This window comes from Xanthomonas sp. WHRI 7064, assembly GCF_040202355.2.
GTDB classification, from domain to species: Bacteria; Pseudomonadota; Gammaproteobacteria; order Xanthomonadales; family Xanthomonadaceae; genus Xanthomonas; species Xanthomonas arboricola.
Map to the genome: position 1 here is coordinate 417,168 of NZ_CP167821.1, position 13,903 is coordinate 431,070.

The 13,903-nt window shown below is 66.5% G+C and carries 10 protein-coding genes; 8 read left to right on the top strand and 2 right to left on the bottom strand.

From position 1 onward, the window contains the following. Positions 1–13: 13 nt before the first annotated feature. The 5 genes from ABQY74_RS01790 to ABQY74_RS01810 all read left to right on the top strand — a co-directional run bounded on the left by ABQY74_RS01790 (position 14) and on the right by ABQY74_RS01810 (position 5,014). Positions 14–1,132 (top strand): NADH:flavin oxidoreductase/NADH oxidase, encoded by a 1,119-nt coding sequence (locus tag ABQY74_RS01790; protein WP_349793100.1) that lies wholly within the window; start codon positions 14–16, stop codon positions 1,130–1,132. A gap of 37 nt (positions 1,133–1,169) precedes the next feature. Next, positions 1,170–2,045 (top strand): NAD(P)-dependent oxidoreductase, encoded by an 876-nt coding sequence (locus tag ABQY74_RS01795; RefSeq protein ID WP_349793102.1) that lies wholly within the window; start codon positions 1,170–1,172, stop codon positions 2,043–2,045. A gap of 383 nt (positions 2,046–2,428) precedes the next feature. After that, positions 2,429–2,821 carry an XVIPCD domain-containing protein gene (locus ABQY74_RS01800; protein ID WP_016901471.1) on the top strand — a complete coding sequence of 131 codons (393 nt, stop codon included), beginning with the start codon at positions 2,429–2,431 and terminating at the stop codon, positions 2,819–2,821. A gap of 68 nt (positions 2,822–2,889) precedes the next feature. Then, positions 2,890–3,741, top strand: a complete 852-nt coding sequence (gene purU / locus ABQY74_RS01805; RefSeq protein WP_016901474.1) for a formyltetrahydrofolate deformylase — start codon at positions 2,890–2,892, stop codon at positions 3,739–3,741. A gap of 133 nt (positions 3,742–3,874) precedes the next feature. Further along, positions 3,875–5,014 (top strand): MFS transporter, encoded by a 1,140-nt coding sequence (locus tag ABQY74_RS01810; RefSeq protein WP_349793104.1) that lies wholly within the window; start codon positions 3,875–3,877, stop codon positions 5,012–5,014. An 83-nt stretch (positions 5,015–5,097) separates the two neighbouring features. Here the strand turns inward: ABQY74_RS01810 and ABQY74_RS01815 are convergent, their stop codons facing one another. Both ABQY74_RS01815 and baeS read right to left on the bottom strand, forming a co-directional pair. Next, the gene (locus ABQY74_RS01815; protein ID WP_349793106.1) at positions 5,098–5,808 is read right to left on the bottom strand and encodes a response regulator; all 711 of its coding nucleotides are present in this window, start codon (positions 5,806–5,808) and stop codon (positions 5,098–5,100) included. Then, complete coding sequence (gene baeS / locus ABQY74_RS01820; protein WP_349793108.1) at positions 5,808–7,187, bottom strand: sensor histidine kinase efflux regulator BaeS; 1,380 nt, start codon at positions 7,185–7,187, stop codon at positions 5,808–5,810. The genes ABQY74_RS01815 and baeS overlap by 1 nt, the downstream gene beginning before the upstream one ends. A gap of 237 nt (positions 7,188–7,424) precedes the next feature. Here baeS and ABQY74_RS01825 point away from each other — a divergent pair, with 237 nt between their 5' ends. Genes ABQY74_RS01825 through ABQY74_RS01835 form a run of 3 tightly spaced genes read left to right on the top strand, consistent with a single transcriptional unit; the run spans position 7,425 to position 13,294 of the window. Next, positions 7,425–8,687 carry an efflux RND transporter periplasmic adaptor subunit gene (locus ABQY74_RS01825; RefSeq protein WP_349793110.1) on the top strand — a complete coding sequence of 421 codons (1,263 nt, stop codon included), beginning with the start codon at positions 7,425–7,427 and terminating at the stop codon, positions 8,685–8,687. Between the two features lie 9 nt (positions 8,688–8,696). Next, entirely contained in the window at positions 8,697–11,846 is a 3,150-nt protein-coding gene (locus ABQY74_RS01830; protein ID WP_349793112.1) for an efflux RND transporter permease subunit, read from the top strand. Beyond that, positions 11,846–13,294, top strand: coding sequence for an efflux transporter outer membrane subunit (locus ABQY74_RS01835; RefSeq protein WP_372470019.1), 1,449 nt, complete (start codon positions 11,846–11,848; stop codon positions 13,292–13,294). The genes ABQY74_RS01830 and ABQY74_RS01835 overlap by 1 nt, the downstream gene beginning before the upstream one ends. The last annotated feature ends 609 nt before the right edge of the window (positions 13,295–13,903 follow it).

The following is a 13,903-nucleotide window of genomic DNA, read 5'->3' on the forward strand; positions in this document are numbered from 1 at the left end:
AATGGGCATCCCCGTGTCATCTGTGGATGTCCTCTTGAGCCAGTTGTTCTCCCCCATCCGCTTCGGTCCGCTTGCACTTGCTAACCGGATCGTCATCGCCCCGATGTGCCAGTACTCGGCACAGGACGGCCGCGCCAGCGACTGGCACCGCATCCATCTGGGCACTTTGTCGCAATCCGGTGCCGGCCTGCTGATCCTGGAAGCGGCCGCAGTACAGCCGCAGGGGCGCATCTCCTACGCCGACCTTGGCTTGTACGACGATGCCACCGAGCAGGCGCTGGGCGAGGTGCTGGACTCGGTCCGGCGGTGGTCGCCGATGCCCATCGGCATCCAACTGGCGCATGCCGGGCGCAAGGCCTCCACCGATCTGCCGTGGAACGGCGGCGAGGCCATCGCGCCGGATCACGCGCATGGCTGGCAGACCGTGTCCGCATCGGCGCTGGCGTTCCGTGACGGTCAGCCGTTGCCGCAGGCACTGGACCAGGCCGGCATCGATGCGGTGGTGCAGGCCTTTGTCGATGCGGCACAGCGCGCCGAACGCTTGGGCCTGGCGCTGATCGAGCTGCACGCCGCGCATGGCTATCTGATGCATCAGTTCCTGTCGCCGCTGAGCAATCAGCGCAGCGATGCGTATGGCGGCTCGCTGGAAAACCGCATGCGGCTGACGCTGCGCATCTTCGACGCGGTGCGCGCGGCGGTGTCGGACAAGCTCGCCATCGGCGTGCGCATCTCCGCCACCGATTGGGTGGAGGGCGGCTGGGATATCCAGCAGAGCATCGCCTTGTCCAAGGCGCTGGATGCGCGCGGTGCGCACTACATTCATGTCTCCAGCGGCGGGCTGGATCCGCGCCAGCAGATTCCGGTGCAGGCGGGCTATCAGATTCCGTTTGCGCAGCAGATCAAGGCGCAGGTCAGCACACCGGTGATCGGCGTGGGCCTGATCATCGAGCCGGCGCAGGCCGAGGCGATCCTGCAGGACGGCCAGGCCGATGCGATCGCGCTGGCGCGCGGCATCCTGTACGACCCGCGCTGGCCTTGGCATGCCGCTGCCGCACTGGGCGCGTCGGTTACGCCCTCGCCGCAATACCTGCGCTGCGAGCCACGCGATGCGCGTGGCGTGTTCGCCAGCTGATCCATCCGATAGACGTCATAACGAACAAGGACAACGCATGCCGATAGGATTTCTGGGCTTGGGGACGATGGGCCTGCCGATGGCGCACAACCTGCTGCGCGGCGGTTTTGAACTGCGTGTGTGGAATCGCTCGCCGGAGCGCGCGCAGTCGCTGCGCGATGCCGGTGCCACGGTGGTGGATGCGCCGCGCGACGCCGCGCACGGCCCGCTGCTGTTTTCGATGCTGGCCGACGACAACGCGGTGCGTGCCACCGTGCTGGAGCAAGGTGTGCTGGACGCGCTGCCGGCCGGCAGCGTGCACGTCAACATGGCCACCATCTCGGTGGCACTGGCGCACGAGCTGACCGCCCTGCATGCCGAGCGCGGCGTGGCCTATGTGGCCGCACCGGTGCTCGGCCGGGTCGATGTGGCCGAAGCCGGAAAGCTCAACATTCTGGCCGCCGGCGACGAGGCGGCGCTGGCGCGCGTGCAGCCGATGTTCGATGTGCTCGGTCAACGCACCTGGGAGATCGGCCGCACCCCCGAGCAGGCCAATGCGGTCAAGCTGGCAGCCAACTTCTGCCTGGCCAGCGCAATCGGCGCCATGGCCGAAGCCAGCGCGCTGGCACGCGGCCACGGCGTGGACGCCACCCAGTTCCTGGGCATGCTCACCAGCACCTTGTTCGCCGCGCCCGCGTACCAGGGCTACGGCCGCCTGATCATGCAGCGCGAGTACCTGCCCGCCGGCTTCACCGCCACCCTGGGCCGCAAGGATGTGGATCTGGCGATCAAGGCCGGCGCCGACAAGCAGGTGCCGATGCCACTGGGCGAGTTGCTGCGCGCCGGCCTGGACGAGGCCATCGCGCATGGCGACGGCAACGCCGACTGGGCGGTGCTGGCAGAAGTATCGGCGCGGCGGGCCGGGCAGGCTTGATCGCAGCCTCCGCAAAGCGGAGCTAGCCGCTCTCCCGTCCCGGCGGGGCGGCACGGCTTGCGCATCACTGGCGCGCGTGCCTCGGAGCGCCCGCGCTGCTGGCGCGGGCCGGGGCGCGGAGCGTGGCTTGGAGTGAGGGGATGAGGCGACGCCACGTGCAGCAGATTTCGCATGCCGTCAGCTCCATCTGCTCCCCACTCTCACGCCGCTTCGCTTCACAGCAACACGGTCCACCTCTTGCTCACCTCAACATGCAGCAGACCTTCTAAAATGCCGGCTCGTGACAGCCGCCGCTCCAGGGAGGATGCGATGCGACACCTGCATATCACGCTCGGTTCGATCGAGCGCACACCGCGCGCACTGACCTGCGCCGGTGGTACACGATGACCGCCGTACCGGTCGTCGACCAGGGCCCGGTGGGCCCGGACCATCCCGAGCATCCGGACCACTATCTGTTCGCGCAGATCCGCGAAGCGGTGGCCGCGCTCGATGCCGAGTTGAACAAACCCACCGACGAGGCCAGTGTCCGCATGGCCGCGCGCCTGCTGCCGCTGGCCAAGCAGCATGGCTTCGACCAGGTGGATTACGTGGTGCTCAGCCGGCACGTCGGCGAGGTGGGCGAGAACGTGTTTCTGGTGCGTGGCGAACTGGCCGATCCGGCGCATCTGCGTGCGCACATCACCACCCAGGAAGCGATGGAGACCTCGGTGGAGGCATCGATGGCGCAACTGGACGAGATCAATCGGCGGCTGATGCTGCGCCTGCCGCCGCGCTGAGTCGCAGCGGAAAGTTACGGGCGCAAGCACTGCGCCCGCAGCCGGGCGCATTGGCTATCATTGCGCCGATGCGCTCCGACTATATCCTCACCCTGTCCTGCCCCGACCGCACCGGCATCGTCTATCGCGTGACCGGGCTGCTGTTCGATCTGGCCTGCAACATCCTCGACGCACAGCAGTTCGGCGACGACGAAAGTGGCCGCTTCTTCCTGCGTGTGCACTTCGACAAGCCGCCGGGCACCGACATTGCCGGGCTGGAACGCCGCTTTGCGCAGCTGGCCGATGAATTCCAGATGGACTGGCAGCTGCACGATGCGCGCCGCCGCGCGCGGCTGCTGGTGCTGGTGAGCAAGCAGGGGCATTGCCTCAACGATCTGCTGTTCCGCATGCATAGCCGGCAATTGCCGGTGGATATCGCGGCGGTGGTGTCCAACCACGCCGACTTCGCGCCGCTGGCTGCCTCCTATGGCATCGCCTTCCACCATCTGCCGGTGAGCGCCGACACGCGCGCCGCGCAGGAAGCGCAGTTGCTTGCGCTGGTCGAGGCGCTGCAGATCGATCTGGTGGTGCTGGCGCGCTACATGCAGATTCTTTCGCCCGCGTTGTGCCGCGCATTGGCGGGGCGGGCGATCAATATCCATCACAGCTTCCTGCCCAGCTTCAAGGGTGCGCAGCCGTATCACCAGGCGCACGCACGCGGGGTCAAGATCATCGGTGCCACTGCGCATTACGTCACCGAAGATCTGGACGAAGGCCCGATCATCGAACAGGACGTGGCGCGCGTGGATCACGCGATGACGCCGCGCGATCTGGTGCGGCTGGGCAGCGATACCGAATCGCTGGTGCTTGCGCGTGCGGTGCGTCGCCATGTCGAGCATCGCATCGTGCTCAATGGCCATCGCACGGTGGTGTTTCGCTAGCAGCGTCGCATATCCCCACGGACGGTTGCAGCATGCGCAGTGGAGCGGTGGTCGGGCCAGGTCCGGCCAGCGAGCGCGCCGGCCTGGGGCCACCGTCGCACTCTCCTTGCCGCTTCCTTCTGGAATTGTTTGCATGTCGCTAATCCCCGGTTCCAGCGCTCGCGCGCAACAGCACGCCACTCGCGCGGCGTTCTTCATTCCCGGCTTTGCTGCCGCGGTCTGGGCGGTGCTGGTGCCATTCGCCAAGGCCAGGACCGGCGTGGACGATGGCGCGCTTGGCCTGATCCTGCTGTGCCTGGGAGCAGGCTCGTTCCTGGCGATGCCGCTGGCCGGCGCCGTCTCGGCGCGCTTCGGTTTCCGTGCGGTCATGGCGGTGACGTCGGCGCTGATCTGCCTCAGCCTGCCGTTGCTGGCGGTGGTCGCCGATCCGTGGTTGCTGGGCGCGGTGCTGTTCGTGTTCGGCGCCGGCGTGGGCGCAATGGATTGCGCGATGAACATGCAGGCGGTGGTGGTCGAGCGTGATGCCGGGCGCGCGATGATGTCGGGATTCCATGCGTTTTTCAGCATCGGCGGTTTTGTCGGTGCCGGCGCGATGACCTTGCTGCTGTCTGCGCAGCTCTCCCCGCCGAGCGCGGCGGTTGCCGGGGTGATCACCATGCTGCTTGTCGCCGCGCTGGCGGTGCGCCACTGGCGGACCGAGCGCGTGGCGCAACAGGGGCCGTTGCTGGCGCTGCCCAGGGGCATCGTGTTGTTCATCGGCATCCTGGCGTTTGTGGTGTTCCTGGCCGAAGGCACCATTCTGGACTGGAGTTCGGTGTTCCTGGCCGATGTGCACCAAGTCGCCCCGAGCACCGCCGGCGTGGGCTATGTGGTGTTTGCATTGACCATGACGGTGACGCGCCTGCTGGGCGATGCGGTGGTGGAGCGCCTGGGGCGCATCCGCTCGATCGTGGTGGGCGCGCTGCTGGCCAGCGCGGGCTTTTGCGTGCTCACGCTGGTGAGCCCATGGCAGGCCTCGTTGGCCGGTTACGTATTGGTCGGCCTGGGCTGCGCCAATATCGTGCCGGCCCTGTTCTCGTTGGCCGGCAACCAGACGCGCATGCCGGAGAGCATCGCCATCACTGCGGTCACCACACTCGGCTATGCCGGCATCTTGGCCGGGCCGGCGCTGATCGGTTTCGCCGCGCATGGCATCGGCCTGGTCGGCGCCTTGCTCGCTGTTGCGGTGCTGATGGTGGGCGTGGCGGTGTCGACGCGTTGGTTGAAGGTGTGAGTGTTGGGGGTCGCGCGCCTGTGGTTGCTGGGGTGTCGGGAGTGCGTTGCGCGCAGGCACGCTTCTACGAGGGGGGATATTGATTACGCTTCGGTGGCTAGATACTCGAAGCGGTAGCCCACGCCGTACACCGAGCGCACCCATTCTTCGCCGCCCACCTCGGCCAGCTTGCGGCGCAGGTTCTTGATGTGGCTGTCCACGGTGCGGTCGGTGACGATGCGGTGGTCCACATACACGTGGTCCATCAACTGTTCGCGCGAGTAGACGCGCCCCGGCGCTGCGCACAGCGTGCGCAGCAGGCGGAACTCGACCTGGGTCAGGTCCAGGTCGCGCCCGGCCACGCTGGCGCGGCAGGCGGCCTCATCGATCAGCAATCCGTGCGTGGGCACCGCGTTGGGATCGTGCCGGTGGCGGCGCAGCACCGCACGCACCCGTGCGATCACCTCGCGCGGGCTGAACGGCTTGCAGATGTAGTCGTCGGCACCGATCTCCAGCCCGAGCAGGCGGTCGATCTCTTCGGCGCGCGCGGTCACCATGATCACCGGCACCGCGCCGAGGCTGCGCAGCTCGCGGCAGATCTCCATGCCATCGCGATTGGGCAGCATCAGGTCCAGCAGGACCAGATCCGGCGACTGCGCGCGAAACGCGGCAATCGCCTGCGCACCATCGGCCACCCAATGATGCGAATAGCCGGCCGCGTGCAGATACTCGCCCAGCACCGCGGCCAGGCGTGGTTCGTCTTCGACGATCAGCACGTGTGCGTTCGGTGCTGCGGTAGTGGCGGTGTCGTCCATCAGGCCTCCAGGGCCGGCAGCCGCAGCGTCACGCGCAGGCCGCCCAAGGGCGACGCGGTGGCGTGGATCTCGCCGTCGTGCGCGCCGACGATATTGCGGCAGATCGCCAGGCCCAGACCGCTGCCGCCGCTGGCGCGATTGCGCGAGCCTTCCACGCGATAGAAGCGCTCGAACAGGCGATCGAGCTTGTCTGCCGGCACGCCGGGCGCGCTATCTTCGATCACGATCTCCACCAGGTGCGCGCGCCGTGCGCACTGCACCCGCAACTGGCCGCCGGCATCGGTGTAGCGCAAGGCGTTTTCCAGCAGGTTGGACAGCAACTGCTGCAGGCGACGCTCGTCGCCGTCGACATGCAACGGCGCAGTGATGCCGTGGGCCTGCAGCGTGAGCCCGGCTGCGGCAATGCGCGTGTGCATGCCGGCCAACGTGGACTGCAGCACCACGCTCAGATCGATCGGCGCGCGCCGGTAGGCCAGCGCGCCGACATCGGTGAGCGACAGGTCATAGAGATCCTCGATCAGCTTGCCGAGCTGGCCGACCTCCTGGTGCAACGAGGTCAGCGATTCGCGCGTCATCGGCCGGATGCCGTCCTGCAGCGCTTCCAGCTCGGCGCGCAGCACCGCCAGCGGCGTGCGCAACTCGTGCGAGACATCGGCCATGAAATCGCGACGCGCGCGTTCGTTGTTGTCTAGTGCCTGCGCCAGCTGGTTGAAGTCGCGCGCGAGCTGGTCGAGCTCATCGCGCATGCGCGCCTCCAGTCGCGTGCCGTAGTCGCCGGCCGCCAGGCGATGGGTTGCCGTGGTCAGGCTGCGCACGCGCCGCAGCAAGGTGCGCGACAGCAGCCAGCCGAACAGCGCGGCCACCACGATGGACGCCGCGCCGACAGTCCACCACAGACGTTGCTGGGCCTGGTAGAAGCGCGCGTCGTTGGCAGTCAGCACCTTCTCGAAGGGCAGCATGCCCATCCAGCCCACCGTCTGCCCGTTTACCACCACCGGGCGCAGCGTGTCGGTGCGGCTGACATCGGGGTTGCCGATGATCACCCGGTAGTCGCGATCCAGCAGCGCGAAACGAAACACCGCGCCGGTCTGATCGGAGATCGGTGGTGCGCGTGGCGGCAGGTTCTGCGGCAGCTCCGGGCGCATCAGCACGAACCAGGCGTCGGGATTGTCGCGGATGAAGTTCCAGTCGCCGTGCTTGGCGTAGTCGGCTTGCACGCGCGGCAATACTTCCAGCATCCGCTCGATGCCCTGCTCGCTGAGATAGTCGAGAAACTGCTTCCTGAGCAACAGCTGCCCGGCCAGGCCATTGATCAGTAGCACTGCAATGCAGGCGCTGAGGATGGCGAGGAAGAGTTTGGCGGTGATTCCGAGTTTCATCGAGGCTGGGACAACCTTGTTGCGAACGAGGTCAGGCACGGGGTGCTTGCTGCAGTCACGCCAGGTTGCAGCAGCGGCGCCTGCCGCTGCCGATGTAGCGCATGTCGTGCACAACCATATTGGGACTTCATTAAACCCCGAAAGCAAGCGCCTGCTGTCTGCCGATGCAAATCTTCAAATTTGCTCCATATTCGCAGCGTAGCGTGCGCATCCTCCGATCACTCCCGAGTGCGCCGTATGCGTTGCGTTGCTTCCTCCCGTTCTGCCGTGGTGCCGCGTCAGTGGCTGCTGGCCGCCATGATCACCGTCGCGCTGGCGGCGTGTTCGCCTGCGCAAGCGCCGCAGCAGCGGCAAGTGGAAGTGGGCGTGCAACGCGTGGACGTGCAGCGCCTGGCGCTGGACCAGACGCTGCCCGGGCGCACCGTGGCCTATCAAAGCGCGCAGGTGCGCCCGCAAGTGGGCGGCATCCTGCGCAAGCGGCTGTTTACCGAAGGCGAGCAGGTGCAGGCCGGGCAGGTGCTGTACCAGATCGAGCCGGCGCCGTTCCAGGCCGCCTATGCGTCCGCGCAAGGCGAACTGGCGCAGGCCGAAGCGGCGGTGCTGTCGGCCAGGCCCAAGGCGCAGCGGTATCAGACGCTGGTCAAGCTGGATGCGGTCAGCCAGCAGGACGGCGACGACGCCACCGCCACCTTGCGCCAGAACGAGGCCGCAGTGACCGCGGCCAGGGCGGCGTTGCAGACCGCAAAGCTCAATCTGGATTTCACCCGCATCACCGCGCCGATCAGCGGCCGTATCGGCACTTCGAGCTTCACCCCGGGCGCGCTGGTCACCGCCGATCAGACCGATGTGCTCACCACCATCAACCAGCTCGACCCGATCTATGTGGATGTCAGCCAGTCCAGTGCCCAGCTGCTGCAGCTGCGGCGCAAGCTCGATGCCGGCCAGCTCAAGGCGGTCGATGGTAAGGCCGAGGTCAAGCTGTTGCTGGAAGACGGCACTGCCTACGCGCGCACCGGCACGCTGGAAGTGGTGGACACCGCGGTGGATGCCACCACCGGCACGGTGAAACTGCGTGCGGTGATTCCGAACCCCGACCATCTGCTGCTGCCCGGCATGTACGTCAAGGCAGCGCTGTCGATGGCGGTCAACGAGCAGGCGATCCTGGTGCCGCAACAGGCCGTCACCCGCAACAGCAAGGGCGAGGCGGTGGCGATGGTGGTCGGCGCCGATGGCAAGGTGGCGCAGCGCGTGCTCAAGACCGGCGATGCGGTGGGCGATCGCTGGGTGGTCAGCGAAGGGCTGTCTGCGGGCGAGAGCGTGATCGTGCAGGGCCTGCAGAAGATCCAGGTCGGCATGCCGGTGAAGACGCGCGAGGTGAGCGCCACCACAGCTACCCCAGCGGCAGCGCCGAATGCAGCCGCTGCAGTCGCACCGGGCGCACCCGCTGCCGCTGCGCGTGCGGCCACGCCGACGCCTGCAGCGACGCCCAAGGCCGACTGAGGAACTCCCATGGCTCGTTTTTTCATCGACCGTCCCATCTTCGCCTGGGTCATCGCCATCGTCATCACGCTGGCCGGCGCGATCTCGATCTTCTCGCTGCCGCTGGAGCAATACCCGGACATCGCACCGCCCTCGGTGACGGTCAGTGCGACCTATACCGGCGCCTCCGCAGAGACCGTGCAGAACTCGGTCACGCAGATCCTCGAACAGCAGATGACAGGCCTGGACAATCTGCTCTACATGTCCTCCAGCAGCAGCTCGGCGGGCACTGCGCAACTCACGCTGACCTTCGAGTCCGGCACCGACCCGGATACCGCGCAGGTGCAGGTGCAGAACAAGGTGTCGCAAGGTGAGGCGCTGCTGCCTGACGAGGTCAAGACCAACGGCGTGACCGTGACCAAGTCGGCCAGCGGCAGCATGTTCATGGTGCTGGCCTTCACTTCCGAAGATGGCAGCATGGACAGCACCGATATCGGCGACTACATGGTGTCCTCGTTGCAGGACCCGATCAGCCGCCTCAACGGCATCGGCAGCGTCAACGTGTTCGGTGCCGAGTACGCGATGCGCGTCTGGCTGGATCCGGAGAAACTGCACACCTACGCATTGATGCCCTCCGATGTCAGCAGCGCGATCGCCGCGCAGAACGCCGATGTCTCGTCCGGCGCGCTGGGTGCATTGCCGGCGCTGCAGGGCCAGCAGTTGAATGCCACGGTGACCTCGCGCAGCAAGCTGCGCACACCGGCGCAGTTCGAGAACATCGTGCTCAAGTCCGATTCCGGCGGCGCCACCGTGTACCTGCGCGATGTCGCAAGGGTGGAGCTGGGCTCGGAATCCTACGGCTCCAGTTCCAAGTTCAACGGTAAGGCCGCCTCGGGCATGGGCCTGCAGCTGGCGACCGGCGCCAATGCGCTGGACGCAGCCAAGCTGGTGGAAGCCAAGCTGGATGCACTCAAGCCGTACTTCCCGGCTGGCCTGAAGTACGAGGTCGCCTACGACACCACGCCGTTCGTGCGCATCTCCATCGAGGAAGTGGTCAAGACCCTGATCGAAGCGATCGTGCTGGTGGTCGTGGTGATGTACCTGTTCCTGCAGAACTGGCGTGCCACGCTGGTGCCGGTGATTGCGGTGCCGGTGGTGCTGATGGGCACCTTCGGGGTGTTGTCGCTGCTGGGCTTTTCGATCAACACGCTGACCATGTTCGCGATGGTGCTGGCGATCGGCCTGCTGGTGGACGATGCCATCGTGGTGGTGGAAAACGTCGAGCGCCTGATGGCCGAGCAGGGCATGTCGCCGCGCGAGGCTACGCACACCTCGATGGGCCAGATCACCGGCGCCCTGGTCGGCATCGCGCTGGTGCTCACCGCGGTGTTTCTGCCGATGGCCTTCTTCGGCGGCGCCACCGGCGAGATCTATCGGCAGTTCTCGGTGACCATTGCCGCGGCGATGATCCTGTCGCTGGTGGTCGCGCTGACCCTGAGTCCGGCACTGTGCGCCACCTTGCTCAAGCCCATCGACAAGGGCGGCCATGTCTCGCGCAAGGGCGTGCTGGGCACATTCTTCACCTGGTTCAACACCCGCTTCGATCGCGGTACCGAGCGCTATGGGCGTGGTGTGGAGCGCGTGGTCGGCCATCGCAAGCTCGGCTCGCTGGTCTACGCGCTGTTGCTGGTGGTGCTTGGCTTGCTGTTCTGGCGCTTGCCCAGCGCGTTCCTGCCCGAGGAAGACCAGGGCATGCTGATGGTGATGTTCAGCGCGCCGGCCGGCGCCACCCAGCAACGCACCCAGCAGTCGATCGACCAGGCCACCGCGTTCATCCTCAAGCAACCGGAAGTGCAGGGCATCATGACCATCTCCGGCTTCAGCCTGGCCGGCAGCAGCCAGAACTCGGGCATGGGCTTTATCCGCCTCAAGGACTGGGCCGACCGCGAGGGTTCGGCGCAGGAGGTGGCCCAGCGCATCACCGGCGCGATGATGATGACGCTGCCCGACGCACAGGTGTTTGCATTGACGCCGCCGGCCATCAACGGGCTGGGCACCAGTTCCGGTTTCACCCTGCAGTTGCAGGATGCCGCCGGCAACGGCCACGAGGCGCTGGTGGAAGCACGCAAGCAATTGCTGCAGCTGGCCAACGGCAATCAGAACCTGATGGCGGTGCGCTTCAACGGACTGGACGATGCGCCGACCTACCGCGTGCAGATCGACGATGCCAAGGCTGGCGCGCTGGGCGTGGCCGCAGCCGACATCAACACCACGCTCTCCACGGTGATGGGCGGGCGTTACGTCAACGACTTCCTCAACAACAACCGGGTCAAGCGCGTGTACGTGCAGGGCGAAGCGTCCGCGCGCATGCTGCCCGGCGATATCGACCGTTGGTACGTGCGCAACAGCGACGCCGCCATGGTGCCGTTCTCGGCGTTCGCCAGCAGCGCCTGGGCGTATGCGCCGCAGGTGTTGACCCGCTTCAACGGCAGCGAATCGATGGAGATCACCGGCAGCGCCGCATCCGGCATCAGCTCGGGCGATGCGATGACCGCGATCGCGGGTGAAGTGGACGGCATGGGCAAGGGCGTGGGCTACGCCTGGTCGGGCATGTCGTATCAGGAACAGGCCGCCGGCACCCAGACCTGGATGTTGTATGCGGTATCGCTGGTGTTCGTGTTCCTGTGCCTGGCCGCGTTGTACGAGAGCTGGTCGATCCCGATCTCGGTGATGCTGGCGGTGCCGGTGGGCATCGTCGGCGCGCTGCTGGCGACCTGGATACGCGGGCTGTCCAACGACATCTACTTCCAGGTCGGCCTGCTGGCAACGATGGGCCTGGCCGCCAAGAACGGCATCCTGATCGTGGAATTCGCCAAGGAGCTGGAAGAGAAAGGCCAGCCCTTGATCGAGGCCACCCTGCACGCCGCACGCATGCGCCTGCGCCCGATCCTGATGACCTCGCTGGCCTTCATGCTCGGCGTGCTGCCGATGGTGATCAGCAGCGGCGCCGGCTCCGGCGGACGCCATTCGCTGGGCACGGGCGTACTCGGCGGCACGCTGGCCTCCACCGTGCTGGGCATCTTCTTCGTGCCGTTGTTCTACGTGATGGTGCGCAGCCTGTTTCCCGGCAAGGCTGCCACGCACTCCCCCGTCGTTTCCACCTCCGAGGTAACGCCATGATGCGCACGACATCCCTCAGCCTGGCGGTGGCCTGTGCCATCGCATTGAGCGGCTGCGTCAGCATGGCGCCGCAATATGCGCGCCCGGACGCACCGGTACCTGGCGTGGTCGGCGACACCGGCCGCGTGACCCATGGCGACAGTGCCGATGGCCGCACGACCGCTGCGGCTGGGCTGGACTGGCGGCAGGTGCTGGTCGATGCGCGCCTGCAACAGGTGGTCGCACTGGCGCTGGACAACAACCGCGACCTGCGTGTGGCCGTGCTCAATATCGAGCAGGCACGTGCGCAGTACCGCATCCAGCGTGCGGACCTGTTTCCCGCGGTGGACGCCACCGTCTCGCACACGGCGCAACGTGCTGCGGCCGCGACCAGTTTCACCGGCGCGCCGCAGATCATCCGCAGCGCCACCGGGCAGGTGGGGATCAGCAGCTGGGAGCTGGACCTGTTCGGGCGCATCCGCAGCCTCAAGAACGAAACGCTGGAAACCTATCTGGCCAGCGAGCAGACCCAGCGCAGCACCCGCCTGAGCCTGGTGGCCGAAGTGGCCAGCGACTGGCTTACCGTGGCCGCCGATCAGCAGCGGCTGGCACTTGCCCAGCAGACCCTGGAGAGCCAGCGCAAGACGCTGCGCCTGACCGAATTGCAGCACGACAACGGCATCGTCTCCGGGCTGGATCTGGCGCAGATCCAGACCAGCGTGGAAAGCGCGCGCACCGATGTCGCCAGCTTCACTACCCAGCTGGCGCAGTCGCGCAATGCGCTGAACCTGGTCGTGGGCACGTCGGTACCGGCGGCATTATTGCCGGCTGCCGATGCGATCGAGAGCGGCGTGGCATTGGCACCGTTGCCGGCGCAGCTGGAATCGCGCGCACTGTTGCAGCGCCCGGACGTATTGTCGGCCGAGCACACGCTCAAGGCCGCCAATGCCGACATCGGCGCGGCGCGTGCGGCGTTCTTCCCCACCATCTCGCTCACCGGCAATGTCGGGCGCGGCAGCGATGCCTTGTCCAGCCTGTTCGATGGCGACCACACCTGGTCGTTCACGCCCAGCGTGAGCCTGCCGATCTTCCGCGCCGGTGCCTTGAAGGCCGAACTGGATGTGGCCAAGCTGCAGAAGGACATCACCATCGCCCAATACGAACTGGCGATCCAGACCGCTTTCAGCGAAGTGGCCGACGCGCTGGCCGAACGCACCCAGCTGGCCGAACGCATGGACGCACAACGCGCCCTGGTGGATGCGGCACAACGCGGTTTCACCCTGTCGGATGCGCGCTACCGCAACGGCGTAGACAGTTATCTGGTGGCGCTGGACGCGCAGCGCTCGCTCTACAGCGCACAGCAGACCTTGATCAGCCTGCGGCTGACCGAAGCAAGCAACCGAGTGACCTTGTACAAGGTGCTCGGCGGCGGCGCCGATGCGCAATCGCAACCGCTGGCACAACAGTAGCCTTGCATGGATACGCGAGCGCAAGCGCATCCGTCAGATCCTCAATGCAGTGAAACTGCCAAGGTCAAAAGGAGCGGACCAGATTGCATCTCATTAGACATCCCCGCGTTACGCATAGCTCGCAGCCATGCACACCGACCATCTCGACTGGTCCTTGCCCGCTCACCATCGCGGGACCTTACGCGGCATGGATGCCGCGTAAGAGCCTACATGGACGTACTTGCGGCGTGTCCTGCGAGGGTGGGCTGGCAAGGGCCCTGCAGCCAAGCCGCAGATCAGCAGCTCTACACCCGATCTATCCACTGCATCGCGACACCACGCATAAAGCAACCACGCCTTCGAAGCCTAGCTTCGTCAAGGCGCGCTCCGAGTCTTGAGTCAAAAGCTAGGTGAGTCGAGAGTGCGGTGCCCTCACCGCTTGCGGGACACGCCGTGAATCCATCCGTGGAGGTCCTCGGCGGCATCCATGCCGCCGAGGGTCCCGCAACCGGCAAGGACACCGCACCAGAGAGTTGGTCGGCTGCTTTCTTGAGAGCTTGTTGCTCGGCTTGCGGTGGCAAATCAACAGTCTGTAGCTTGCGTATTGAAAGCCCGCCTGCTGCTCGGGTT

Bases quoted from the DNA above. Each gene is read 5' to 3' on its own strand.
- ABQY74_RS01810 (WP_349793104.1), top strand. From the start codon at position 3,875: ATGTCGCTAATCCCCGGTTCCAGCGCTCGCGCGCAACAGCACGCCACT.
- ABQY74_RS01795 (WP_349793102.1), top strand. From the start codon at position 1,170: ATGCCGATAGGATTTCTGGGCTTGGGGACGATGGGCCTGCCGATGGCG.
- ABQY74_RS01825 (WP_349793110.1), top strand. From the start codon at position 7,425: ATGCGTTGCGTTGCTTCCTCCCGTTCTGCCGTGGTGCCGCGTCAGTGG.
- ABQY74_RS01835 (WP_372470019.1), top strand. From the start codon at position 11,846: ATGCGCACGACATCCCTCAGCCTGGCGGTGGCCTGTGCCATCGCATTG.
- baeS (WP_349793108.1), bottom strand. From the start codon at position 7,187: ATGAAACTCGGAATCACCGCCAAACTCTTCCTCGCCATCCTCAGCGCC.
- ABQY74_RS01830 (WP_349793112.1), top strand. From the start codon at position 8,697: ATGGCTCGTTTTTTCATCGACCGTCCCATCTTCGCCTGGGTCATCGCC.
- purU (WP_016901474.1), top strand. From the start codon at position 2,890: ATGCGCTCCGACTATATCCTCACCCTGTCCTGCCCCGACCGCACCGGC.
- ABQY74_RS01800 (WP_016901471.1), top strand. From the start codon at position 2,429: ATGACCGCCGTACCGGTCGTCGACCAGGGCCCGGTGGGCCCGGACCAT.
- ABQY74_RS01815 (WP_349793106.1), bottom strand. From the start codon at position 5,808: ATGGACGACACCGCCACTACCGCAGCACCGAACGCACACGTGCTGATC.